This is a genomic window from Candidatus Methanoperedens sp. (genome assembly GCA_027460535.1).
In the GTDB taxonomy this organism is placed as follows: domain Archaea; phylum Halobacteriota; class Methanosarcinia; order Methanosarcinales; family Methanoperedenaceae; genus Methanoperedens.
Genome location: JAPZAR010000036.1, coordinates 77,835 through 101,518, shown reverse-complemented (window position 1 = coordinate 101,518; position 23,684 = coordinate 77,835). Strand labels below are relative to the sequence as shown.

The 23,684-nt window shown below is 44.8% G+C and carries 25 protein-coding genes and 1 pseudogene; 13 read left to right on the top strand and 13 right to left on the bottom strand.

From position 1 onward, the window contains the following. Positions 1 to 79: 79 nt before the first annotated feature. Together O8C65_15995 and O8C65_15990 are read right to left on the bottom strand one after the other, a co-directional pair. The gene (locus tag O8C65_15995) at positions 80 to 685 is read right to left on the bottom strand and encodes a DUF2953 domain-containing protein (protein ID MCZ7358420.1); all 606 of its coding nucleotides are present in this window, start codon (positions 683 to 685) and stop codon (positions 80 to 82) included. 24 nt (positions 686 to 709) lie between these two features. After that, the gene (locus O8C65_15990) at positions 710 to 1,081 is read right to left on the bottom strand and encodes a spore germination protein GerW family protein (GenBank protein ID MCZ7358419.1); all 372 of its coding nucleotides are present in this window, start codon (positions 1,079 to 1,081) and stop codon (positions 710 to 712) included. 118 nt (positions 1,082 to 1,199) lie between these two features. On the opposite strand from O8C65_15990, the gene O8C65_15985 reads away from it, so the two are divergent. Next, entirely contained in the window at positions 1,200 to 2,276 is a 1,077-nt protein-coding gene (locus tag O8C65_15985) for an alkene reductase (GenBank protein ID MCZ7358418.1), read from the top strand. A 108-nt stretch (positions 2,277 to 2,384) separates the two neighbouring features. Here the strand turns inward: O8C65_15985 and O8C65_15980 are convergent, their stop codons facing one another. The 9 genes from O8C65_15980 to O8C65_15940 all read right to left on the bottom strand — a co-directional run bounded on the left by O8C65_15980 (position 2,385) and on the right by O8C65_15940 (position 11,917). After that, positions 2,385 to 2,924, bottom strand: a complete 540-nt coding sequence (locus O8C65_15980) for an HPP family protein (protein MCZ7358417.1) — start codon at positions 2,922 to 2,924, stop codon at positions 2,385 to 2,387. Beyond that, positions 2,921 to 3,484: a CBS domain-containing protein gene (locus tag O8C65_15975; GenBank protein MCZ7358416.1), complete on the bottom strand. Its 564-nt coding sequence runs from the start codon at positions 3,482 to 3,484 to the stop codon at positions 2,921 to 2,923. Before O8C65_15975 ends, O8C65_15980 begins: the two co-directional genes overlap by 4 nt. Before the next feature lie 19 nt (positions 3,485 to 3,503). Next, positions 3,504 to 4,796, bottom strand: coding sequence for a multiheme c-type cytochrome (locus tag O8C65_15970; protein MCZ7358415.1), 1,293 nt, complete (start codon positions 4,794 to 4,796; stop codon positions 3,504 to 3,506). A gap of 96 nt (positions 4,797 to 4,892) precedes the next feature. Continuing rightward, positions 4,893 to 6,773, bottom strand: a complete 1,881-nt coding sequence (gene cooS, locus O8C65_15965) for an anaerobic carbon-monoxide dehydrogenase catalytic subunit (GenBank protein MCZ7358414.1) — start codon at positions 6,771 to 6,773, stop codon at positions 4,893 to 4,895. A gap of 4 nt (positions 6,774 to 6,777) precedes the next feature. Further along, complete coding sequence (locus O8C65_15960) at positions 6,778 to 6,927, bottom strand: hypothetical protein (protein ID MCZ7358413.1); 150 nt, start codon at positions 6,925 to 6,927, stop codon at positions 6,778 to 6,780. A 242-nt stretch (positions 6,928 to 7,169) separates the two neighbouring features. Next, positions 7,170 to 8,396 carry a Fic family protein gene (locus tag O8C65_15955; protein MCZ7358412.1) on the bottom strand — a complete coding sequence of 409 codons (1,227 nt, stop codon included), beginning with the start codon at positions 8,394 to 8,396 and terminating at the stop codon, positions 7,170 to 7,172. A gap of 329 nt (positions 8,397 to 8,725) precedes the next feature. Further along, complete coding sequence (locus tag O8C65_15950) at positions 8,726 to 9,427, bottom strand: acetate--CoA ligase family protein (protein MCZ7358411.1); 702 nt, start codon at positions 9,425 to 9,427, stop codon at positions 8,726 to 8,728. 1 nt (position 9,428) lies between these two features. Beyond that, positions 9,429 to 10,817, bottom strand: a complete 1,389-nt coding sequence (locus O8C65_15945; protein MCZ7358410.1) for a CoA-binding protein — start codon at positions 10,815 to 10,817, stop codon at positions 9,429 to 9,431. Next, positions 10,814 to 11,917 (bottom strand): Glu/Leu/Phe/Val dehydrogenase, encoded by a 1,104-nt coding sequence (locus tag O8C65_15940; protein MCZ7358409.1) that lies wholly within the window; start codon positions 11,915 to 11,917, stop codon positions 10,814 to 10,816. Before O8C65_15940 ends, O8C65_15945 begins: the two co-directional genes overlap by 4 nt. Positions 11,918 to 12,017: 100 nt before the next feature. On the opposite strand from O8C65_15940, the gene O8C65_15935 reads away from it, so the two are divergent. Further along, positions 12,018 to 12,638, top strand: a complete 621-nt coding sequence (locus O8C65_15935) for an RNA 2'-phosphotransferase (GenBank protein MCZ7358408.1) — start codon at positions 12,018 to 12,020, stop codon at positions 12,636 to 12,638. A gap of 62 nt (positions 12,639 to 12,700) precedes the next feature. Then, positions 12,701 to 14,434 (top strand): DNA mismatch repair endonuclease MutL, encoded by a 1,734-nt coding sequence (gene mutL / locus O8C65_15930; protein MCZ7358407.1) that lies wholly within the window; start codon positions 12,701 to 12,703, stop codon positions 14,432 to 14,434. A gap of 25 nt (positions 14,435 to 14,459) precedes the next feature. On the opposite strand, the gene O8C65_15925 is transcribed toward mutL, so the two are convergent. Next, positions 14,460 to 15,068 (bottom strand): DedA family protein, encoded by a 609-nt coding sequence (locus tag O8C65_15925; protein MCZ7358406.1) that lies wholly within the window; start codon positions 15,066 to 15,068, stop codon positions 14,460 to 14,462. 137 nt (positions 15,069 to 15,205) lie between these two features. On the opposite strand from O8C65_15925, the pseudogene O8C65_15920 reads away from it, so the two are divergent. Both O8C65_15920 and O8C65_15915 read left to right on the top strand, forming a co-directional pair. Further along, positions 15,206 to 15,562, top strand: a pseudogene (locus O8C65_15920) (transposase). 290 nt (positions 15,563 to 15,852) lie between these two features. Beyond that, on the top strand, positions 15,853 to 16,095 hold the full coding sequence (locus O8C65_15915; protein MCZ7358405.1) for a hypothetical protein: 243 nt from the start codon (positions 15,853 to 15,855) through the stop codon (positions 16,093 to 16,095). 68 nt (positions 16,096 to 16,163) lie between these two features. Here O8C65_15915 and O8C65_15910 read toward each other — a convergent pair whose 3' ends face one another. Next, positions 16,164 to 16,346 (bottom strand): hypothetical protein, encoded by a 183-nt coding sequence (locus tag O8C65_15910; protein MCZ7358404.1) that lies wholly within the window; start codon positions 16,344 to 16,346, stop codon positions 16,164 to 16,166. A gap of 164 nt (positions 16,347 to 16,510) precedes the next feature. Here O8C65_15910 and O8C65_15905 point away from each other — a divergent pair, with 164 nt between their 5' ends. The 8 genes from O8C65_15905 (at position 16,511) to O8C65_15870 (ending at position 23,683) form a co-directional block, all read left to right on the top strand. Continuing rightward, on the top strand, positions 16,511 to 17,500 hold the full coding sequence (locus O8C65_15905; protein MCZ7358403.1) for a cobalt-precorrin-5B (C(1))-methyltransferase: 990 nt from the start codon (positions 16,511 to 16,513) through the stop codon (positions 17,498 to 17,500). Further along, positions 17,497 to 18,075 carry a cobalt-precorrin-7 (C(5))-methyltransferase gene (locus O8C65_15900; protein ID MCZ7358402.1) on the top strand — a complete coding sequence of 193 codons (579 nt, stop codon included), beginning with the start codon at positions 17,497 to 17,499 and terminating at the stop codon, positions 18,073 to 18,075. The genes O8C65_15905 and O8C65_15900 overlap by 4 nt, the downstream gene beginning before the upstream one ends. Before the next feature lie 309 nt (positions 18,076 to 18,384). Further along, on the top strand, positions 18,385 to 19,716 hold the full coding sequence (locus tag O8C65_15895) for a cysteate synthase (GenBank protein MCZ7358401.1): 1,332 nt from the start codon (positions 18,385 to 18,387) through the stop codon (positions 19,714 to 19,716). Then, on the top strand, positions 19,716 to 20,828 hold the full coding sequence (gene comE, locus O8C65_15890; protein MCZ7358400.1) for a sulfopyruvate decarboxylase subunit beta: 1,113 nt from the start codon (positions 19,716 to 19,718) through the stop codon (positions 20,826 to 20,828). The genes O8C65_15895 and comE overlap by 1 nt, the downstream gene beginning before the upstream one ends. 140 nt (positions 20,829 to 20,968) lie before the next feature. Then, on the top strand, positions 20,969 to 21,835 hold the full coding sequence (locus tag O8C65_15885) for a DMT family transporter (GenBank protein MCZ7358399.1): 867 nt from the start codon (positions 20,969 to 20,971) through the stop codon (positions 21,833 to 21,835). Then, entirely contained in the window at positions 21,832 to 22,662 is an 831-nt protein-coding gene (gene map / locus O8C65_15880; protein ID MCZ7358398.1) for a type II methionyl aminopeptidase, read from the top strand. Before O8C65_15885 ends, map begins: the two co-directional genes overlap by 4 nt. Positions 22,663 to 22,708: 46 nt before the next feature. Next, positions 22,709 to 23,320, top strand: a complete 612-nt coding sequence (locus O8C65_15875) for a TatD family nuclease-associated radical SAM protein (GenBank protein ID MCZ7358397.1) — start codon at positions 22,709 to 22,711, stop codon at positions 23,318 to 23,320. Between the two features lie 126 nt (positions 23,321 to 23,446). After that, on the top strand, positions 23,447 to 23,683 hold the full coding sequence (locus O8C65_15870; protein MCZ7358396.1) for a winged helix-turn-helix domain-containing protein: 237 nt from the start codon (positions 23,447 to 23,449) through the stop codon (positions 23,681 to 23,683). The last annotated feature ends 1 nt before the right edge of the window (position 23,684 follow it).

Sequence of the window (23,684 nt, the reverse complement as noted above, 5' to 3'; positions counted from 1 at the left end):
ATCAAAATTAGCTTCAGCGCCGCAGCTTCGCTGCGGTGGTAATGTGCATACAGTGGATAAAATATATTAGCTAGCGGCATCATATTGGAATATGCCCAAGTAAGGTTAGAAGGTGGGCATTAACATGGCTGTTGGTAATAAATTTTGCGAATGGGGGTAACAATCGGATTGGTATGACCGACGTTTTAGCCTCCAGGTTCCAATCCATTACTTGTCTTGTGAAATCAGGAGCCCATCTTACATTACCCATTTGCGATAAACCAACTGCATGTAAAAATCCAGTCAGGATACCGGTGCAGGCAGGATTATTAAGACCGAAAGTGATGTCGAAGCGAATATATTTAAATCTAAATGCGTAAACCAGTTCTTTTAAAAGTTGTAACATCGGACCTGCCAGATTAAAAAAATCTTTTATTGCCCAATGTCTCTTTAATTTTTCTGGCTTTTTTGGATGTTCAGGCGTTGGCTTCTTCTTTTCAAGGTGACGGAATATGCGTCTTCCGAATATGAGAATTTCGAGTTGCCTTTCCTTCAATGAATATAGGAGTATGAATATTGTCCAGTTAAGCTGAAGGCTTCCTGTGATTTTTTGTCCCGACCTGATTGAATTGATGGCTATCGTCACAGGAAACAACAGCGCTGCAATCGCCAATACAATAATGATTAACAGTATTATAGAAATCATCAGGAAATTAGCTTTATTTTTTTCTTATTCTGGCTTTTCTTCTTTTTTACCTTCTTCCCTGGATGACCTGCATTTATCTATTATTTCGGGAATAACTTCTGCCAATTGCGACACTATACCCTTATCTTTTACAGAGTATACTTTCACATCTTCCTTGGATATGACAAGAAATGCAACAGGTTGAATCACAGCACCTCCACCTCCGCCCCCTCCAAAGCCTTCATCTCCGCTTTTTCCTTTACCTTCACCTCCACCGCTTCCAAAGCCAAAACTCACTTTAGTGACAGGAATAATTGTCCTGCCTTCTATGGTAATGTGCTCTCCAATAACCGTCTTTGTGGAAATCATATTGGCGATCTCTTCTGTTAGTGTTTTTAAGATCTCTTCTACTTTCATTAATAAACCCCCTTCATCTAATTATTGTTATGCACGATTCTATTTATAAGTTATCGATTAACACTTTATCACAAAAATTAATAGGGAAGCCATTCATAATTGCCCTGAGGAGAGGATAATGAATCTTTTAACCCAGTACAAATTGGGAGATCTCAAACTATCAAATCGGATGGTTATGGCGCCGATGACCCGTTGTCGTGCACTCTCTGGCAATGTTCCTAATCCATTAGCCGTCACCTATTACACGCAAAGAGCCTCTGCAGGTTTGATCATCACGGAAGGATCGCAGGTAAGCCCTCAGGGAGTCGGTTACATCCGTACGCCTGGAATTCACTCGGAAGAGCAGGTCGCAGGCTGGAAAAAAGTGACTGGCGCCGTTCATAAGGCAGGCGGGAAAATTTTCCTTCAACTCTGGCATGTGGGACGAGTATCGCATCCCGACTTCCTGGGAGGTGAAGTGCCTGTAGCACCTTCTGCACTTCCATTCGAGGGCGAAGTTCATACACCACAGGGCAAAAAGAAATTCGTGACTCCAAGGGCTCTCGAACCAGACGAGATAGCTGGCATTATTGATCAATTTCGAAAAGGTGCCCAGAATGCGAAGGAGGCGGACTTCGATGGGGTTGAGATCCACGGTGCCAATGGATATCTGCTGGATCAGTTCCTGAGGGATGGCTCAAATCGACGGAGCGACAAATACGGCGGAAGCATCCAGAATCGCGCACGCCTTCCGCTTGAAGTCACAGAAGCCGTAGTCGGAGTATGGGGTGCGAATAGAGTCGGATACAGGATTTCGCCGCACTTTTCAGCCTATTCAATGTCTGATACTGATCCGCGTCAAACCTTTTCATACTTTGTAGAGGAACTTAACAATATCGGGCTCGGGTATCTTCACATGGTTGAGCCTGTTGGTGGCAGGATGGGTGCAATAGCACCCGATGCGCGAGTGACTCCCATTATTCGTGAGATATTCAAAGGGACACTCGTTTTGAATGGAGGCTATGATGCCCGCAGTGGAAACGAAGCAATTGAAAAAGGCGGCGCTGACCTTATCTCATTCGGAGTTCTGTTCCTGGCTAATCCAGACCTACCTCTGCGCTTCAGGAAAAATGCCCCGCTGAATTCCGCAGATGTTGCGACCTTTTACATGGGCGAGGAAAAGGGTTATATCGACTACCCTGAATTGGGAGAGTAAAAGTGGTAAATATATATCCTTACGATTGATTCTTACTTCGAGTCCAATTATCCTTCTGCTTACCTGTGTCACATTTTTTCCGATATCCAAAAGCGGGCTAATAATCCGCTATAACCAGTATTCTGGATATTTTCTATCTTTTGAAAGATTATTCACTAACAGAGCAACAATAAGAAGAATGAAAGCTCCCAATCCTGCAGGCAGGAAGGCATAGAGAAAGCCAAGATCGTGAATTTTTTCACCGCCGATTACTGCTATTAATGCAGTTGCACCTCCCGGCGGGTGAAGCGTCTTGGTGGCAAGCATTAAAACTATGGAAAATGATACAGCAAGAGCTGCTGCAGCCCATATTACATTTCCAAATATCTGGTAGCATAATACCCCCGCAAGTCCTGAGAGAATATGTCCACCGATAAGGTTCCTTGGCTGTGCCAGGGGACTTTTGATTGCAGAATAAATTAAGACGGCAGATGCCCCGAAGGAACCAATTATCATTGTCTGATCTCTGGGTTCAAAGTACATCGATGAAAGATATCCCAATATGCCGATACCTGTGACAGAACCGAGAAATGCCCACATCACCTCGGAAATACCAACCCCCGGAGGGCTTCTGGCACCACCTCTCATTTTCAGGAAATATTCTTTCATTGTTTCCCCAGGTATCTCAGAATGTCAGCCCTTGAAATAATCCCAATAAGCTTATTATTTTTATCCACAACGGGAAGCCTTTTGATCCTTTTCTCATCCAGTATCTTTGCCACTTCCCTGATATCCCTGTCAGGTGATGTTGTTATTACCCTGGTAGTCATTATCTCTTCGACCTTGCTCCCATTCCTGATTTTCGGATGTGGCTCACCAAGAATATTCCTTAAAATATCCCCAAAATTATGGCTTTTTTCCATTCCTGCTGAATAAAGGATATCAGCTTCTGTTACAATCCCTATCAGCCGCTTTTCTTCATTGACAACAGGCAGACCGCTTATCCTGTTTTCTGAAAGGATTCTGGCTGCTTCATGAATATCGGCATCTTTACTGATGCATATCGCATTCCCGGTCATCACATCTTTAACAGGAACTTTGAGAGTGAGCCTTTCTTTTGCATGCCGAAGAGCAATTACATAAATTTTCTTGAGGTCTTCTTCAGTTATGTCAACATATTGATGCAATTCCTCTAACGCTGCCTGAATGTCCTCACTTTCAAGTTCCATATCTTTCATATTTTTTTTGTTATTTCTTCCTGACCAGGATTAAGAAGACTATTGTCCCGAAAGCTGCAATTGTAACTTCGAATCCTGCTGCTGCTTTTGTTCCTTCTCCCATTGTCTTTTGAGCTTTTTCAAGCTCTGCTATCCTGCGTAATGTCCTGTTCTCAGACTTTATTTTTTCAAGGTCAAGATTAATCTGTGCCCATCCATACCAGTGGGCATAGTCAGGGTTCATATGATACGCCCCTTTCCAGGAATGAACGAGCGCGTATTTATACATTTCAAAGAATTCCGATTCTATTCCTGAGGTATTGGAGTATGTCTGCTGCCCGGTGAGAGTTAGTTTATCCCCCGCAACGGGATTTGGTGTCCTGTTTTCAGGCATGGGGTCAAGCAAGCCATCTTTATAAAGTCCTTCGATTATTGTTATGCCTTCTCCCACTTTTTTGTCAGCCTGGACCTTTATCTCATCCGCATTTTCAAGAACATTTTGTGCAAAATTCCTGGAATGGCAGCGTGCACATATAGATAGCATCTTTTCCCTGTTAGTATCGAACTCTTCCTGGGTTATTGCTCTCATTACAATGCCGTTTCCATCTTTGACATAATCATTTCCGCTGCTCTTGTTGCTTATGAACGCTCCCTGCGATACTGTGCCTATGGTTATTCCCTGGCTGACATCATGAGTGCCGCCGTCCATATGGCAGGTAAAACAAGCCGGGGCGCGGGAACTCGTTCTGTTCGTCTCCTGGATCATCCCATGTTTTGATTTCTTGTAATATTCTATCTGTTCATGGTCAAGTCCCATGTGACAGGTCTCACATGCTTCGGGCTGGCGTGCTTCAACTTTACTGAATACATGCCTCGTATGGCACGAGTCGCATTTACCAGTAGAACCGTCAGAATAAACTTTTCCTACGCTATGGCAGCCTTCACACATACTTGCCCGCATTTTATCATTCGGGATTGCCTTATATCGGGCTGCAACCTCCATCTTCGTCCAGCCTAGGCTGTGTTTCCCCGCACCGAATTGATTTACCTGGTCCGGATGGCATTTGGCACAGTCTTTAGGAGATGGCGTTTTTGTGATCAGAAAACCATTATGACTTAATGAGTCCTTATCCCCCTCTTCCGCCCCATGGCATTTATCGCATGTCACATTCTTTAACGCATGTTTGCTCTCTTTCCAGTCATTGATTATCCCTTTTGTGACCCCCACCGATGTATGACAGCCCACACAAGCGTTTTCAACTGCTGCAGACAATCCTGTCAAAAACAAAAAAACAATAGCTATTCCAATGAATCGCTTGATCATCTATTAACCCTCCATACGTTACTATATATCCCCGCATTAAAATTAAGGTGCGCTCTGGTCCGGCGCACCAATTTCTTCTATTTGGGATGGATTCTGTTACGCTGGAAGCCCCAGTGCCATCCGTTTCTTCATGATATGGGCCTCTATGCCATTTGCCGCGTCAACCATGTCCGTCTCTACGGCAATCTTCCCGCCTGTTATCCCTTCGAGGTCAGAAGTTAAGAGTTTCACAAGACGGGGAGCTCCTGCCACCGGCGGCATAGGCGCCACATGTGTATACAGGCCAAAAGCCAGCGCGAATATCGCATCGATCGTTGCCTTCTGTTCCATGTACTCAGGAGCTGTCACTGCAACAGGCAATTCAGACGGGTCAACGCCGAGAGCATCAGACACTGCCGTAACAAGCGAAATAATTCTTCCGGTATCCGTGCAAGTGCCAAAGCTCAGCACTGGCGGGATCTTGAGCAATTCACATACCGCCTTTAGACCAGGACCTGCTTCCTGCTTTGCCTCAAGCGTGGTAAGTCCTCCCACCTGAAGGGCAGCATTCCCGCATCCTGCGCTGATGACCAGTATATCCCGTTTGATAAGTTCGCGTGCCATTTTAAGTGTATTTACATCCTGACCGCTATCTCGCAGCGTTGTACAGCTCACAAGAGCCACAACACCTTTCAAAGTTCCCTTTTTTATTACGTCCAGAAGCGGGTCAAGAGTGCCGCCAAGCGCCCCGAGGCATGCTTCCGCCGAGAACCCGATCACAGCGTTCTGCTTAATTCTTGACGGGTTTGTGGCTTTTCCTTTTCTCTTCTTGAAATTCTCAATAGCGATATCTATGAGTTTTTGCGCCTGAGCAGCTGAATCTTCCGGTTTATATACAATATGGTCTTTCATTCCCGGAACATTGACGAGTTTTGAGACTGAAATAAGGGAGGTGTTGTATTTTTCCTGATACACTCCCATTGCCGGAGGCGAGCAGTTCATGTCCATGGCAAAAACATCGATGCCGCCTGTTGCAAGCGCTGGCTCGATCGATAACCAGTTACCGGTCATGCCCACGAATACATCGTCTATCTCGAATCTCTGCACAAGTTCCTGGCCAGTCTCGATAGAACCAATGATATGCAGGCCTTTAGCGCCCGCCTTCTTTGCATTTTCCTGGTTCTTTGCCTCATGGGCAGCTTTGATGAGAGCTGCTCCGATAAAGGGTTCATGACCGTTGGCGGCGACATTAACGTAGGCGGGGTCTATGATCCCGAGGTCCACATTGACCGCATGGGGCTGGGGAGTCCCGAAAAGTATGTCCTGTCCCATCTCAAGCGGTATCTGAGAGCCGTATATGCAGGAAATACCGAGGCGCAAAGCCTTCTTTGCAAGTGAAACATAATCCCCGTCGATATTTGTCATTGTGCTGCATACGGAATCCATTACTTCGTGAAGCGGTCCTCCCGGAAGGATGCCAAGCTTTCTCCATAGTTCTATCCTTGACTTTGGGGCAAAGAGAAGAACATTGGAAAGCTCGCTGTCTGAATCAGAGTTTATTGCAGTGATCATTGCATCTGCTACTGAAATTGCAATTTCTTTGGTACCCACCTTATCAGTTTTTATCCCAAGCTTCCCGGCAAGACCACGAAGCTTTGCTTCATCCTTGATCTGGAAAGGTGTTTTTCCCAATGCTGTTGCTTTGAGTGTTTTTGCAACTTCCTTTGCATGGAATGTATATGTTGCTGTTCCCATGGTATTCAGGAACATAAGGTTCCTCATAGCCATACCATCTGCATCTATGCCGCAAACCCCCCTCTCTGCGCCCGGTTTAATCCTGCACGGGCCGTTGCTGCAAAGCTGGCAGCTTATCCCCTGCTCGCAGAAAGAGCAGCGTTTTCCCTGGGCTTCTGCTCTATCAAAAGTGTTCGTTACTTTGTCTTTGTTCAATATATTGTGCAATTCTATTATTGATCTATGTGCGCTAACCGGTCCCATAATATCACTCCCGTATATTGTTGGTCAAATCTTCCCTGAATCTATTGTTGTTCAAGAAACTCTGCTGTTCTGATATTGTTTCTTGCGTTAATGTACATCCTTTTTCCTTCTTATTGACATTTTCGGTTCTGCGTTTGTCAATTATTTCAACCATTCGTATTACCTCCTTAAGGGCCGGTATCTAAATAGCATGCTATTATGTATAAATTTAGCTCCTATATATTATAAGCGAAATTTCAATAAAGACTATTAAAAATGCCTTCTATGATAGAATACCCGATGCCAACCAGACACCTGCCGCAATAATATCATACAGTCCCCATGGATTGGGTCTTTTCTAACCACCATTGACAATATATTTATTTATCATAGTGAACCAGTCATTTCCTGCGGGTATTACCTTTCAGGCAGTATTTTCCTGTGTTCATCTATTATGAACCTGATAAAATCACTTACATCCGACTCCCTTCCTTTCTCAAGATAGTTGAAATACTCGTATTTTTTTTCAGGGTTAAAAGCAAAGATAGGGTATCCATTCTTTAGCAGTATGAAAGAATGAATAAGTCGTGCCGCTCTGCCGTTACCGTCTTTGAATGGATGGATAGAAACAAAAAGAAAGTGGAATATCGAACCAAGTATGAGAGGATGAATGTGGTTTTTGTTAAGATTATAATAACTTATGAGCGACCTCATCAAATATTCAATCTCTTTGTTGGTCGATGGTAATTTCAATTTAGAACCTACAATTCGTTTTGATGAAGACGCAAAGAACAATCCTGCTTCTTTTATCAATCCGCGCATCAGTATCTGATGAGTGGTTTTAATAAGGTCAATATTCAAGTCCGTATCTTCATACACTTCTATTATATGATCCAGAGCATCTTTTGTGTTTTTAATCTCGATTATTTCCTTTGGTGTAAGGTTGGTGGGAAGGTCATTTATGATGCGTTCAACATCTTCATTGGAGGCAGTATTTCCTTCTGTGACTGTGGAAGAGTAAATGTGCAGTTTTATGAGTTTATCCATAATCTCCCTTGATCCGGTAATATCTCTATTGGCGTCCATATTGGAGATAGAATCTTTGCATTTGCTTTCCATATCCGGAACTGGCAGACCTTTCATTGTCAGATACCACAGCGTTACATCATTTAGAAGGAACTCGAAAACCATCGGTTTTTGTTGGATTGTGTGAATGAACCGGTTATCGATAAGAGCCCTTATATGCTTCCTGAGGGTTTTTGCTGACATTTTTGAACTCTGTAAAAGATTCTCATGGGATATTTTTTCAAATTTCAGGATATTAAAGATTAGAGTTTCTGTTCTGGGAGCCAGGAGCCTATTGTAGTCAATACCTTCTTTCCTGCACCAGATAAGGAAGGAAAGGTGATTGATGAGTGAATCGTTTTCAAGATTCAGGGAGTATTCGTAACCTCTTTTAGCAGATAAGGGTATTTTCAATACAAGCTCACCATCTATCAATTCCCTCAAATGCCTGTACAATATCTGGGTGTTCAGGTCTTCAAACAGTATGTTTCCCCGGAGAATATTTTCAAGAGTGTTAAATGTAACTGGCTGGTTGAAATGCAAGTAAATCAGTATATCATATTTGCCGGGTGTGGCCATATGTGGTAATTATGGTATACTGATATATAAATTCAATCCATCTTAGTTTATAAAAAATTCCTTTTTTTGTGATTGATAAGTAAAATGTGATAGAACATCAATTTCCTTGACGTTCTTTGTTATTCGGAGGGGTCTTTGGATGGGATGGCGGGTGAGGCACGCCAGCACCATCATGGTTTTTTCACGCTTTGTGATATTTTATGTAAGTGGTTCTACCGGAGGCTTAGCAGGCTCTTCTGACCTCAGAAGGCGAAAGGCGAGATTCCAGTAGCAACAAACCAAGCACCAGCGCCACAGCTAAAAATTTTATCTGCGAATCCATGCTTTCTTTAATCTACACGTAACTTTCCTTTTTCCGTCTGTGCCGCTTCATTTCCCCCACCAATATTTTCTATCATTGCCCTGGCATCCACAGCAACCGCTCCATTCTCATCCACCATGAGAGGATTGATATCAAGCTCGATTATCCTTTCCTTTTCAGCCAGAGCCGAGACCGAAATAAGCACACGAGCGATCGAGTCTATATCTGCAGGTTTCTTCCCCCTGATCCCTTTCAGTATCGGGTAGCCTTTAATCTCGGAGATCATCGCAAAGGCTTCTTTTTTTCCGATAGGAACCACCCTGAAAGAAACATCCCTGTATACCTCAACGAAAATACCACCAAGCCCGAACATCAGGGCATGGCCGAACTGAGCATCCTTCTTCAGCCCTACAATGATCTCATGGCCCGGCGGCGCCATCTGCTGCACCAGTATTCCCTCGATATTTGCATCTGGAACCGTCTTCCTTACACGCTCCAGGATCCCTGAATATGCAGCCTTCACTTCCTCTGCCTTTACATTCAACTCCACACCGCCTACATCGGTTTTGTGGGGAATATCTGGCGATGAGATTTTCATGGCTACAGGCGCGCCTATCCGGGCTGCGATCTTAAGAGCTTCTTCCGGACTCCTTGCAATACTCCCTTCAGTCACGGGAATCCCATATTTTGCAAGAAGTTTTTTTGCGTCGTTCTCGGTGAGAATTTTCATGCTATCCCTGCCCTGAGGAATCGGTTTTTACTGTATCAATGAATTCTTTATGTTTGATAAGGCATGCAAGTGCCTTCACTGCTCTTTCAGGCACAGAATAGTTGGGCAGGCATCCGCTCTTCAGGATATCCACCCCTTCCTCCGTACCCGCTCCACCCATCCAGCATGAGATCACCGGTTTTGGGGATTTCCGCTTCAACTCAACCACAGCCTCGGCCGGAGGCATTGCATTTGACATCTGGGTATGGACATAAATAACGATAAGGGCATCTACATTAGGATCAAGGAGAAGCGCTTTTATGACATCAGTATAAACCTCATATGTGGACGTGCCTGCTGTATCGATCGGATTTGAGCTGGAAGCAAATTCAGGTATGGCTTTTTTTATTCGCTCTTTCGTCTCTTCGGTCAGGTCGGCGATATTTATCCCATGCTTTTCGCACTCATCCGTAGCCACGATAGCAGCGCCTCCACCATTTGAAACAATAGCTACGTTATTTCCTCTGGGAAGAGGCTGGCATGAGAATGCGAGTGCTGCATCGAATACCTCATCTATGGTATCGACCCGCAGTATCCCTGCCTGCCTGAATGCAGCAGAGAAAATCTCATCCGAACCCGCGATCGAACCTGTATGCGAAAAGACGGCCTTTGAACCCCTTTTTGATCTTCCTGTCTTGATCGCGATTATGGGTTTTCTTATGCGCCGGGCAGCTTCCATGAAATCCTTTCCGCGATTGATCCCCTCTATGTACATCGCTATTACACCAGTGGAGGGATCATTATCCAGGTATTCGATCAGGTCGATATCATCAACATTAGCCTTGTTGCCCGTGCTGATTATCTTGCAGAGCCCAAGTCCCATATCGATAGTCCATTCTGCAAGTGCTAGGCCCAGCGTTCCGCTCTGGGTGATGAAAGAGATGGGACCGGGACGCGGCAGCCTGCCTATAATGCTTGCATTCAGGCGCATTGGCTCGTTGACGATTCCAAGCGAATTCGGTCCTATCATCCTCATGCCATAATCATTTATTACAGACACGAGCTTTCCTTCAAGTTCCTTACCTTCACTTCCCGTCTCCGCGAATCCTGCAGTTATGACAACAAGCCCTTTAACGCCTTTCTTCCCGCACTCTTCCGCTACACTGATAACATGTTGGACAGGCACCACAACCACCGCCATCCCGACTTCACCGGGTATGTCGAGAATAGAGCGATACGATGGCAAGCCCTGCACTTTCTCTTCGTTAAGATTCACAGGATACACCGGACCTTTGAAATTCTCGGCCAGGTTTTTCAGTATCCTCCCCCCCCATTTATTGATATTACTGGATGCGCCAATCACCGCTATTGAAGAGGGCTCAAATATCGAGGAGAGCATTTCTATGTTCACTCCCTGTATTTCATTGCTCGCTGAACCCTTTGTTTTGCTATGGCAAGCGCAGCATCGCGTGGATATACTTTTTCCCCATAGACTTTGTCCAGGATCTCTCTTGTGTTCTTTGGAATGGTGCTCCTTATCCTTTCAAATGCCTGCGTCTCAGTCCCGCCGTGATATTCGACAGACGCAGTAATAACCCCGCCTGCATTAGCCACGAAATCTGGCACGACAAGGATGCCCCTGTCATGAAGCATCCTCTCAGCATTTTCCGTAATTGGGATATTGGCCCCTTCGATCACTAATTTTGCTTCCAATACATCGGCATTGGCTTCAGTTATTACATCAGGTCTCGCCGCCGGGACAAAGATATCGGTGCTTATGGTAACGAGGTCAGTAGTTTTCAATACTTCCCCTTTTCTGTAATTTATTACAGAGCCGGTTGAATCCTTGATCCTTATCAATTCTTCGACATTCAGTCCTTTGGGGTCGTAAATCGTACCTTTTGAATCGCTTACGCCAATCAGTTTTACTCCCTTCTGTGCAAGGTTTCGAGCTGTGGGTTTTCCCACATTTCCAAAACCCTCAATGGTCAGGCGCGCTCCATTGAGGTCAAGGTTGATGTAATCCTTTGCCATTTCTGTACATAGCGCCACCCCATATCCAGTGGTGCCGATCTCATCGAGCGGTATCCCGCCAAGCTCTCTTGGAAGTCCCACCGAGCGGTGGATTTCATCGTGGATATACGCCATGCTGGTTTCGTCAGTACCCATATCAGGCCCTGGGATGTAATCCTCTAGATCTTTGATAGCGCGGGCAAATGTCCTGACCACCTTCTCCTTATCCACGGTTTTTAGATCGGCTATTATCCCCGATTTTCCACCCCCATGAGGAAGGTTTGCCATTGCGTTCTTGTACGTCATTGCGCGTGAAAGCCTTCGTACTTCAGTTGCCGTAACATCGGGCGCCATGCGCACCCCGCCGATAGCAGGGCCAGCTGCCACATTATCGATAATGACAATAGCTTCCAGCTGCGTTTTTGGCTCATATAAAAAAATGGTCTTCTCAGGGCCGATATCATCTATGACTTCGAACACATTATAAGTTATTTCCATTATTTTTCCTTATCCTTTAAGAGATTATTTTGTTTGTATAGTAAATTAACATTGTGGTGTTGGTAAATTTTATAACAGGATGATTCATATAAGCAGTGAAATGATTAAAAAATGCCCGAATCATGGATATTTCAGGGGAGATGTATGCCACTGCGGCGAGGTCGGAACCCTCATGCTGGATGACGGACAGACCGAGCGACTGGGGCGGTTCATCTCCGGGGCACTCAGGCATTTCCCCGACGACCTGGGGCTCGCTATGAACCAGCACGGGTGGGTGGATGTGGACGTGCTTTGTGACGCCATGCGGACGCGTTACAAATGGTCCAACAAGGAAAAACTTTATTCGATAATCGAATCTGATGAAAAGGGGAGATACGAAATATTGGGAAGGAAGATCAGGGCAAGGTACGGCCACTCGGTTGATGTTGACCTTGATTACACTGAAAACGCGCTGCCCAAACTTTATTATGGGGCAAGCCGCGAGGAAGTCGATATTCTGCTTGAAAAAGGGATAAAGCCGATGAAACAGAGATATGTCCATCTCAGTACATCGATCGATAAAGCTCTGGAAGTGGCAAGGATCCACACAGATGACCCGGTAATGATTATAATCAATGCGAAAGAGGCGCAGGAAAATGGGGTTTCAATGCTGTCAGCTACGGAAAATATTGTGCTTTCAGAGGAGATACCGCCCCAGTTTCTAAGTTTAAACCAGGACTGATTTACTGTACCTTTTTCCGAACTCAATGATGAAGCAAATCATATAATGTATCGGTCTGCATCATGGGAAAAATCCACATCCTCGATGAAGCCACAATAAATAAGATAGCAGCCGGGGAAGTAATAGAGCGACCGGCATCGGTTGTCAAAGAGCTCGTCGAAAATTCAATAGACGCGGGGGCTACAGATATCAGGATCGATGTGATGAAAGGGGGAAAGAAAATGATACGCGTCAGCGACAACGGATGCGGGATGAGCAGGGATGATGCTGCACTCTCTTTCGTTAAACATTCCACGAGCAAGATACAGAAAATTGACGATCTTGAAAATGTGATGACAATGGGATTTCGGGGGGAAGCGCTATCCTCCATGACAGCGGTGGCAAAAGTGGAAATTATCACGAAAACAAAAGAGGAACTGGCAGGCACAAAGATCAGCATTCACGGAGGGAAACTGATAGGAATAAACGATACAGGTGCGGCCGAAGGCACGGTTGTAACTGTCGAAGAACTTTTTTACAATACACCGGCCAGGAGAAAATATATGAAATCGGACAGCACAGAACTTGCCCATATAATCGAGGTTGTAACGAAAAATGCACTTGGTCACAACGATATCTCTTTTACGCTTCTCCATAACGGGAATGAAATACTGCGCTCGCCGGCCTCAGAGCTCTATGATACCATAATTCATATCTACGGCCAGGAAGCCGCAAGATCGATGCTTCCTGTAGATTCAAGCTCCAGGTTTGCCAGGGTGACGGGTTTTGTATCAAAACCTGCTGTCACGCGGGGAAGCATCGATCATCAATCTTTTTTCATCAATAACAGGAGCGTGAGTTCAAGGGCGATAAGCTATGCGCTTCGGGATGGATATGGAACACTTATTCCAAAAGGACGCTTTCCAATGGCGGTCCTTAAAATATCCGTGGATACGGGAGAAGTGGATGTCAATGTGCATCCAGCAAAGAACCAGGTTCGCCTGAGCCATGAAAGGGAGATCGCGGAGGCCGTGACAGAAGCCGTAAGGTGCGCTCTTTCAAACCAGAACCTCATTCCCGATGGGAATATCGCGACAGCACAGACTTCATTTTATGAGATCCCCCCGGAAATCCGGACGGCTGTCAGAGAAACTGATTCAGGATTCAGAGTACCCTCAAGAGATACGGAAAAAAGGCTTCGACAAACCGAGCGGAATACATTCGAAGAAGATATCAAGGCAGGCGAGATGCCGAAAGTTAAGGTTCTCGGACAGGTTGACGCTGTTTATGTTATCGCAGAAACAAAAGACGGATTAATGATAATCGATCAGCATGCTGCCCATGAGCGAGTACTTTTTGAACAGGTTAGGGACTCCAAGCGCGCCGATTCTCAGGAGCTTATTGTTCCCATTAATCTGGAACTGGATTCCAGGGAGAAGGTACTGATGAAAGAATGCATTCCTTTCCTTGAGGAATTCGGTTTCAGGATTTCGGAGTTCGGGCCTGATGCATTTGCCGTCACTGCTGTCCCGGATGTTCTTGGAAGGCTTGAGGACCCTTCCCTGATACATGACATAATATCCGATATACTTTCTGAAGGAAAAATAAAAGGCGAAACCGGGTTTTTTGAACGTGTCACGAAAAGTATGGCATGCAGGGGCGCTATTAAGGCAGGTGCATCATGTTCTACCGAACAGATGGAGAACCTTATCAAGCAGCTTTTTTCCACGGAGAACCCCTATACATGCCCGCACGGAAGGCCCACAATGGTGTCCTTTGGCAGGCAGGAACTGGATAAGATGTTCAAAAGAATCTGAATGAGTTCTTGATCCATTCTCGCTGTTAATCAGAAATCAGCGATTTCTTGAACTTCCAGAAATAGACCGCCAATATAACAAAAGCCACGATTATAACGATATCCAGACCGTTGAAAAATTTTATGATGTCTTTCCAGTAGGGGCCAAGCCTGTAGCCTGCATACGCCAGCGCAAAACACCAGGGCAGGGAGCCGATAAAGCTGAATGCGACAAGCTTCTTGAAATTATATTTCCCGATGCCGGCAGGAAAAGATATGAAAGTGCGTATCACGGGTAAGAGCCGCGAGAAAAAAACCGCTTTGTCGCCGTACCTATAGAACCATTTTTCTGCAAGATCCAAGTATTTATGCTCAAAGAAAAAATATTTTCCATATCTTTCAAGAAATGGTCTGCCTCCTTTCAATCCCACGAGATAGGAAAGCACAGAACCTGCAGCACAGCCCGCGGCTCCCACAAAACTTATGAGGACCAGATTGAATGTACCAAGGTATGAAAGGTAACCGGCAAAAGGCATCACCACTTCGGAAGGCACAGGCAATGCCGCACTCTCAAGCATCATGAGGATAAACACGCCCCAGTACCCGATCGAAGAGATAAATGCCGTGATATAATCAGATAACAGTTCAGCGATCATAAGTCCTGATTATAAAATCACCAATTAAAGGTTGCGGAATTAATACTGAGAATTTTGAAAAACCCACCAGCTAAAATCGGAACATTTACTACATAATAACTATATTTAGATACTATGGCATAGTTTATTGATTTTTCATTCCAGGAAGATACCAAAGAGTAAAGCGTTTAGGAGACAAATTAGCCGAAATTGATTCATTGATTGACTGGGAATCCTTTCGAACGATAGTGAAAGATATGTGTAACAACAAAAGCGAGCAGGGTGGACGACCAAACATTGATGAGGTGGTAATGATAAAAATCCTGGTTTTACAGGAATGGAATGGTCTATCTGACCCAGAACTCGAAAGACAGATCACAGACAGAATATCCTTTCGGAAGTTTTTATGCTTTCTGGAAGCCGTACCTGATTACACAACGGTATGGGCTTTTAGAGAAAGATTGAGCAAAACAGGCAGGGATAAAAAAATCTGGCAGGAGTTGCAGCGTCAGCTTTGCCCGGCCTGAAACCGGGAATTTTTACGTGTTCGGCCAAACATTCTATCGCTGATCATGATAGTGTTTCCATTTTTCAGCCGGAATTTCAATCGTCAGTTCAACTTGCGACTTGGGAAGTTTTTTAACATCTATTTTCATAATTCATCCTTAAAATTTATTTATTATTGGCCGGTCTTATGTTAAGCATTTTTAAAACAAAAAACCAAAACATATAAAGATACACGGTTCGCGTAAAAGAGATTTGCATTGGAAGTATTTTAAACAACGAAAGTATTCCAAAAGAGAAAATGGTTATACAAATGGTAAAAAATCCTACCATTCCGTTAACAAAATATACAGAAGCAATTTTAGCCGCCCATTCTTTGCCTTTAGAAAATATTCTTGCGTATGCCATTGTTCCAACATATGATGCCATGCTAAACAAAACAGAATATATTGCCAGCCAAAAAAAACCTTCTATGTTCGATGGAATTCCAAGTATCTTAATGGCGTATTCCACAGGTATAATCTCAATATTTAAAACAGCTTGAATTAGAAAAAATAACCCACAAAGTAAATATATAAACGACAATCTTTCTTCTCTTTTTATCATATTTATTTACTTAATTCCGCCATCAACAGTTGGATGCATCGGTCTTTCTATTTCAAACCGCCTGCATCGGGTACAGTACAGTCCTATCTTTTCTTTACCGGGCGCTGCCCTCCCATGCCCGAAGTACGCCGAGACCATCATGGAGCCGCAGCAGCGAGGTCGCCTGAATCTATAATTATCTTTTCTCATTTGCTGACTATTATGATTTCAAAGTATAAAAAAGTGTATATACTATGTGAATAAAATGGCATTGCTGGTATTTGAATTTCAAAATACTGTTGAGTTAAATTAATAATTTATATATATAGATAATATACTATAAAGGAATAATTACACTAATCAGATGAAACAAAATGATAGACCCTGTTAACAATTTTCATATTCCGGATGAATGGATGATGAGGGCAAACGTCCCGGCAAATGAACTCGATTCGATGATTTCGAGCGGGCGCTACGTGCTTCTTTCAAACGGTTTGCTGCTGCGGCGGGGTTATACCACGGGGACTACAGCGTCTGCTGCCGCAAAAGCCGCTGTATTGTCCTTGAGAAAAGGGATCTCAGAAGTATCGGTACCCACACCCGCAGGTCCGCGGGCCATCATGCCTGTAAACGCCAGGGATGGAAAAGCATCTGCTATTAAAGACTCAGGCGACCATGCCTTCGATGCTACAAAGGGCGTGGAAATCATCGCCGAGGCAAAGGATAATGAAAACATCATAATCAAAGCAGGCTTCGGTATAGGCAGAAAAAATGAGACACCCGCTATCAATCCAATTCCCATGCGGCAGATAGAGGAATCGGTCAAGGAGGCGCTTATTGAAACCGGGCTGAAAGGTGCTATAGTCACCATTTCAGTACCCAGGGGTAAGGAGATCGCAAAACATACGCTCAATGAAAAAGTGGGAATAATTGGCGGCATATCTATTCTTGGCACCACCGGCTTTGTCGAACCATGGAATGAGCATCTGGGTGAAATGAAAGAAGAACTCATTAGGCGCTCGGACAGGATAGTGTTCACAACGGGGCGCCTTGGCATGCGTTTCTCCCATTTGCTTTTCCCGGATTACGATGTGATACTTATCGGGAGTGATATTACCAGGGGATTAAGAGCGGCAAAGGGAGAAGTGATTATCGTGGGACTCCCTGGCTTGATCCTCAAATGGGCGTCCCGGGATCTGTTGAAAAACAGCGGGTACAGGACGATTGCGGATATGATCGAAGATAATCCAAAAAATGCTCTCATCGACAGCGCTCTTGCGGAGGCTGTGAAGTTATCGGGCAAAAGGGTCGTGCTTTTGAACAGGGATGGAACAATACTTCGGGACAGTGGTGAGCGAAAATGAAAATAGTAGGCGTAGGGGCTGGCCCGAATCTCCTTACTGAGGAAGCAATATCTGCAATTGAAAGCGCTGAAATAATATTCGGATCAAAGAGAGCGATAGAGCTCGCAAGAGAGCATAAAAAATGTGAGACTCATGAGATCACTGATTATAAATTGGATTCACTCCCTGAAAATGCAGTCGTGCTTTCAACAGGCGATCCTATGCTCTCAGGTCTTGGTAAATTCGCAAAAAAATACGACGAAGTGATCCCGGGGATATCATCGCTGCAGCTGGCATGCTCCCGCCTGTGTCTGGATATGGACAATCTTTCCGTGATCACAGCCCATTCAGGCGAAAGCATTATTGTGGAAAAACGAATCGTCGAACAGCTTAGGGAAGGGAGAAAACTGTTCATTCTACCGGGCCGGGACTTCGGGGTGAAAGAGATCGCAGATGTTATGAAATCCCGGGGGCTTTCGAGGAAAATCTCCGTTTGCGAGAGGCTTGCCTATCCGGATGAGAGAATAGTGACAGGCACGACAGAGGAACCGCCATCTGTAAGCTCTTCCCTTTATTGTATCGTAATCAGCGGGTAAACACAGGTTCCTTGCCAGTCAGGTTTTTTCTTCCCGCTGGATGATTATCTTTTTTATATCCTGCCAGTTAATGAAGAGGGACGGAGAACGATCGGCAGGCTCAAAAAATACCCCGGTCGGCCTGTTTGAGAAAGCCCGAGTACTGTTCTGTGGCAGCCACTTCACAGAGAAACGAAAGATTCGACCATTTATTGTTCTTATGCACTATTGGACAAAAGTATATTGGAATTGTTTTAGTGTCTAATTCAGGAAAAAATTACACTTTAAACGGAAAGACATAAATAGTCAACTAAATTAAACCTATTAATTATGACAGAAAGCGAATATGCATGCGGCAAAAGGGTTTCCAGCTCGCAATCATCTATTTCGATATCTAAGAATCCCAAATTCCATCTTGAATGCACAGGCTGTTCGGGCATTTATTTTGACGACCGGCTGAAGTGCACTACCGACAATGCCCTTTTGCGGACAAAGTACAGCAATCGCCAGATCATGCTGAAGGATGTTCCAGGGATGGGAAAGTTCCATGACTGGCTGCCCGTAAATGAAATCATCACTTCAGATTCCGGACCGATCACATACAAAAGCACTGAACTTGCGGCAGAATTGGGATTGAATAATTTATACGTATCTTTTAACGGCTACTGGCCAGAAAATGGGGCTTTTATCAAAACCTGCAGTTTCAAGGAACTGGAAGCCTTTCCCACCATCCAGAAGATCAAGAATTCAGGCAAATCTCTTGTCCTGGCGTCAGCCGGGAACACCGCGCGTGCCTTTGCCCACGTATCCGCGCTGACAGGCGTAAAAGTTTATATCGTTGTGCCGGCAAGCGGAGTGCCAAGGCTATGGCTTCCCGAGGAGCCTACAGATTCAATTCATATTATCCAGATGGGAAAGAACTGCGATTATACTGATTCCATTCACCTTGCAGAGCGCCTCTCATCCCTTCCTGGCATGATGGCGGAAGGGGGGGCAAGGAACGTGGCGCGGAGGGATGGAATGGGAACCGTGATGCTGGACGCCTCATTATACATGAGGCGGATGCCCGATCATTATTTCCAGGCCATAGGGAGTGGGACGGGCGGCATTGCGTCATGGGAAGCGTCGATGCGCTTGCTTGAAGATGGAAGGTTCGGAAAAAGACTGCCGCAGCTCCACCTTTCGCAGAACCTGCCTTTTGCGCCCATGTTCCATGCATGGAATGCAAAAAGACGCGAGATCATTAAGGACCTTGACATGCCTAATCCCAAGGAGCTCATTCATAAGATGTACGCCGACATACTATCCAACAGAGAACCGCCGTATTCTGTTCCGGGCGGTGTCTACGATGCGCTGTGTTCCACCGACGGAACGATGTACGGAATCTCAAATAATGATACAAAAGACGCACAGAGGTTATTCGAGCGGTTTGAAGGGATAGACATATTCCCTCCGGCCGCAGTTGCGGTTGCATCCCTTATGGAAGCGGTGAATAGCCATAAAGTAGACGCAGAGGAACACATTTGTCTGAACATAACGGGGGGAGGCGTGAAGCGACTCGAAATGGATTATTCCCTGCACAAAATAGAGCCGGCGGCATGTGCCGAAAATGCGATCGTGCCGCTTGAAGAGATAATCCACAGAAAAGTATTGGCCGTATAATGATAAGTCCGGAGAGCAAAGTCGTTGAAATCCTGAAAAAGAACAGGATAAATTTTGCAGCTACGCTTCCGTGCGATAGGATCAAAGCCCTTCTCCCTCAGATCGGCAAAAATATGACAACGCTTCCTTTGACCCGAGAAGAGAACGGTGTGGGAATATGCGCAGGCATATACCTGGGGGGCGGAAGACCTGTTATGGTGATCCAGAGCACAGGGATAGGCAATATGATAAATGCCCTGGAATCCCTCAATTTGACATACGGGATACCTTTACCAGTGCTGGCAAGCTGGCGCGGCGTTTACAGAGAATCGATCGAAGCCCAATGGCAGTTCGGTAAAAGGCTTCCTGCAATCCTGGATGCCGCAGATATAAAATATACGATCTTAAATACCCAGGATGAACTGGATGAGATCGATACTGCGATCAGGGATTCTTTTGACAATTCAAGACCTCATGTCATATTGGTTTCACCTGCAGTATGGGAAGGCTCCATGTGTGAAGTGTCTGAGCCTCTTGAGATAACCCCCCGAACAACGGAATTGAGGTTAAGGTCGGAAATAAGGAAACCTGCAATGACAAGATATGAGGCAATTAAGGTAATTACCTCACTGGTTAATGATGATATCATTGTCGCGAACCTCGGCATCCCTTCAAAGGAATTATTTGAGATCAGGGACAGGAAGTTTAATTTCTATATGCTCGGTTCGATGGGTTTGGTGTCTTCCATAGGTCTCGGTCTTTCCATTGTGCAGAAAAGGCATGTGTATGTGATCGATGGAGATGGGAGTCTCCTTATGAATCCGAACGCTCTGACAGCTATCGGCGCCTGCGCTTCCGAAAACATGACTGTGGTTGCCATAGATAATGCAGCATACGGCTCCACGGGAAACCAGGAAACGGCAACCTTCAGGCAGATTGATCTCGAATTTCTCGCAAAGGCAAGCGGGATAGGAGATACCGTCAAAGTGCATACCATTGAGGAATTGAGAGAGGCGTTGCAGCGCAAAGCAGGTTTTGTTCATGTGATAGTGAAGCCTGTAAACATGAAATGCAAGGAAATCCCCCTGTCGGCGCACGAGATCAAAGAGAGATTCATGAAAGCGTTGGCATGAACCGTCATCCGGAATTATCCGGAAAAATGAGCGAACTGTATAAATAGAAAGTCAGTGATAGTCGCTGATGCCGGAAACCTGCATTCGGCTGCAGTTCTAAAAAAGAAACCTATTTTGCCTAATAGAATCTTCAGAACCGCATGAACCCAGCGCAAATCCGGAATATCTTTGCAGGCTACGGGGAGATAATTGCAGCAGCTATACTCTGGGGACTTGCAGGAATATTTGGGAAAATGATCATTGGAATGTCAGCCCAGAGCATTATTTTTTACAGGGTGACCATTGCATTCATAATACTGTTCGCTGTATTATTGATTTCAGGAAATCTTTATAGAGTACACCTTAAAAATAAGAAATCCTATCTGGTCATGTTCAGTATTCTTCAGGCAGCAACCATGCTTACGTATTTCGAGGCCATATTGAATGCATCGGTCTCTATTGCAGTTCTACTTTTATATACAGCGCCTGTATATGTTACGGTACTTTCGCCACTGCTTTTGAAGGAAAGGGCAACTAAGAAAGGGTTGATAGCCCTTCTTCTATCCATCGCAGGCATCCTGTTCATTGTTGGCCCTGAAAAACCTGATTTCTCGCTGCAATCCATCGGGATAATAGCAGGCATACTTTCTGGCATAGCTTATGGCTTCCAGATAATGACCTCAAAGTTCATCAGCTCCACATATTCAGGTTACACCCAGGCTTTCTGGAGTTTCCTGGTAGCCGCGCTCGTCCTCCTCCCATCGGGTCTTGTACCAATGGATGTCTTTTCCTCCAACGTAATTTTTCTCATACTTTTAGCTATATTCCCGACCATACTTGCCGTTTCACTTTATTTTAACGGATTGGCGAAAGTGAGAGCTGCAAGTGCGAGCATCCTCGGGTTGATAGAGCCAGTAAGTGCTATTGTATTATCAGTTCTTATTCTTAATGAAAGGCTTGCATTTCCAGAGGTAATCGGGGGGGCATTTATATTGGCGGGTGCAGCATTAGTTGCTACGGACAGATGAACGAAACTATCCATGAATACTATATCGAAGCAGGAAAAATAGCCGCAAGTGCGAGGAACGAAGCCATTTCCAGGGTAAGAGCAGATGTTCCGCTTATTGAGATCGCCGAATTTGCCGAGAACAGGATAAGAGAGCTGGGGGGAAAACCTGCATTCCCCTGCAATATTTCTGTCAATGAGATTGCATCACATTACACACCCGAAGACGGCGCACCATGCTTCAAAAAAGGTGATGTTGTAAAAATAGACGTTGGTGTTCATATCGAAGGGTATATCGCGGATACAGCAAGCACTATCGAGATAGGGACAGATAAGCACTGCTGTCTGATAAAAGCCTGCGAAGAGGCGCTTGGGAATGCCATTACATCCACTAAGGACGGTATCCAGACAAGAACGATCGGGAAGATAATTGAAAGCACGATCAAGAGATACGGTTTCAACCCGATCAGGGATCTGACGGGGCACAGCCTGGAGCGATATGACCTGCACTCAGGTATCACTGTTCCGAATTATGGGAGCGTCTTCAGCCAGAAAATGAAAAAGGACATGGTATTTGCGATTGAACCTTTTGCCACATATGGCAAAGGAGATATAAGATACGGAAAATCCCACATTTTTGCACTAACGGGAAGGACAAAAGTGAGTGCTGAACTGAGAAAAAGCATTGGATGCCTTCCTTTTTCGCGCCGCTGGATTCCAGGTATAAGGATGGAAGACCTGAGAGGGCTTCGGGAATATCATGAGCTTATTGAAAAAAGCAACGAAATTGTAGCCCAGGCAGAACACACGGTGATAGTACACCCCGAAGGATGCGAGATTATTACATGATGACGAAAAGTAATATGTGCTATGAAACTTATTATTAACAAAGGAAATGGACAGAAAAGACATTATTATCTACGAAGCACACGGGAACCTGTATCTCAACATTACTAACAGATGTACCGCAGAATGTGTTTTTTGCATAAAACGCCATTCTGATGGAGTATACGGATACAACCTGCGCCTGTCAAAAGAACCAGCACTTTCTGAAATAATAAATGAACTCTCGATGAGCGACCTTTCAAAATACAATGAAGTGGTGTTCACCGGGCTTGGGGAACCTCTGGCGCGCTTGAACGAGGTTCTCGAGATTACAAAATGGCTCACGACGCGGGGTATGAAAACCCGGCTTGATACTATCGGCCATGCCAAACTTTTGTACCCTGATAGAAAGGTGGCAAGGGAACTGGCAGAAGCAGGTATGAAAATTGTATCCATAAGCCTGAATGCGCATGATGAAGATACATATAACCAGCTTTGCGATCCAAAGTTCAAGAACTCATACAAAAAAATGCTTGAATTTGCCCGGGACGTCTCGAAAGCGGGGATGGAACTTCGGTTCACAGTGGTAAATCTGCCGGTGGTGGATATTGGAAAATGTAAAGAGATTGCCAAAGATTATTGTGCCGACTTCAAGGTCCGGGGTTATGGGGGGCCTGCATAAATTTTTTACCATAAGTTATAATAATTAGGTTGGTTATCTATCCTGAATTGCAGGGTAGGAGGAGAATCTCTGAAAAAGCTACTGTGGTATCTGATTGCAGGAACGCGCGGAGGACAGACCCGCGCATTGATCCTGAAATATCTTATTGACAGGCCGTATAATGCAAACCAGTTAGCTGAGGTTTTGAATATGGATTATAAGACAATCAGGCACCATCTGGATGTTCTTATTAAAAATGGAGTGATAACGATGGAAGGAGACAAATACGGCGCAATGTATTTTATTTCCAAAGCTATGGAGGCCAATTTAAATGAGTTCAATGACATTTGGGAAAAAATTGATATGCAGAGTAAGAATAAATAGG

Coding starts and splice junctions, on each gene's coding strand:
- O8C65_15995 (MCZ7358420.1), bottom strand. CDS start 685: ATGATTTCTATAATACTGTTAATCATTATTGTATTGGCGATTGCAGCG.
- O8C65_15990 (MCZ7358419.1), bottom strand. CDS start 1,081: ATGAAAGTAGAAGAGATCTTAAAAACACTAACAGAAGAGATCGCCAAT.
- O8C65_15985 (MCZ7358418.1), top strand. CDS start 1,200: ATGAATCTTTTAACCCAGTACAAATTGGGAGATCTCAAACTATCAAAT.
- O8C65_15980 (MCZ7358417.1), bottom strand. CDS start 2,924: ATGAAAGAATATTTCCTGAAAATGAGAGGTGGTGCCAGAAGCCCTCCG.
- O8C65_15975 (MCZ7358416.1), bottom strand. CDS start 3,484: ATGGAACTTGAAAGTGAGGACATTCAGGCAGCGTTAGAGGAATTGCAT.
- O8C65_15970 (MCZ7358415.1), bottom strand. CDS start 4,796: ATGATCAAGCGATTCATTGGAATAGCTATTGTTTTTTTGTTTTTGACA.
- cooS (MCZ7358414.1), bottom strand. CDS start 6,773: ATGGGACCGGTTAGCGCACATAGATCAATAATAGAATTGCACAATATA.
- O8C65_15960 (MCZ7358413.1), bottom strand. CDS start 6,927: ATGGTTGAAATAATTGACAAACGCAGAACCGAAAATGTCAATAAGAAG.
- O8C65_15955 (MCZ7358412.1), bottom strand. CDS start 8,396: ATGGCCACACCCGGCAAATATGATATACTGATTTACTTGCATTTCAAC.
- O8C65_15950 (MCZ7358411.1), bottom strand. CDS start 9,427: ATGAAAATTCTCACCGAGAACGACGCAAAAAAACTTCTTGCAAAATAT.
- O8C65_15940 (MCZ7358409.1), bottom strand. CDS start 11,917: ATGGAAATAACTTATAATGTGTTCGAAGTCATAGATGATATCGGCCCT.
- O8C65_15935 (MCZ7358408.1), top strand. CDS start 12,018: ATGATTAAAAAATGCCCGAATCATGGATATTTCAGGGGAGATGTATGC.
- mutL (MCZ7358407.1), top strand. CDS start 12,701: ATGGGAAAAATCCACATCCTCGATGAAGCCACAATAAATAAGATAGCA.
- O8C65_15925 (MCZ7358406.1), bottom strand. CDS start 15,068: ATGATCGCTGAACTGTTATCTGATTATATCACGGCATTTATCTCTTCG.
- O8C65_15915 (MCZ7358405.1), top strand. CDS start 15,853: ATGGTTATACAAATGGTAAAAAATCCTACCATTCCGTTAACAAAATAT.
- O8C65_15910 (MCZ7358404.1), bottom strand. CDS start 16,346: ATGAGAAAAGATAATTATAGATTCAGGCGACCTCGCTGCTGCGGCTCC.
- O8C65_15905 (MCZ7358403.1), top strand. CDS start 16,511: ATGATAGACCCTGTTAACAATTTTCATATTCCGGATGAATGGATGATG.
- O8C65_15900 (MCZ7358402.1), top strand. CDS start 17,497: ATGAAAATAGTAGGCGTAGGGGCTGGCCCGAATCTCCTTACTGAGGAA.
- O8C65_15895 (MCZ7358401.1), top strand. CDS start 18,385: ATGACAGAAAGCGAATATGCATGCGGCAAAAGGGTTTCCAGCTCGCAA.
- comE (MCZ7358400.1), top strand. CDS start 19,716: ATGATAAGTCCGGAGAGCAAAGTCGTTGAAATCCTGAAAAAGAACAGG.
- O8C65_15885 (MCZ7358399.1), top strand. CDS start 20,969: ATGAACCCAGCGCAAATCCGGAATATCTTTGCAGGCTACGGGGAGATA.
- map (MCZ7358398.1), top strand. CDS start 21,832: ATGAACGAAACTATCCATGAATACTATATCGAAGCAGGAAAAATAGCC.
- O8C65_15875 (MCZ7358397.1), top strand. CDS start 22,709: ATGGACAGAAAAGACATTATTATCTACGAAGCACACGGGAACCTGTAT.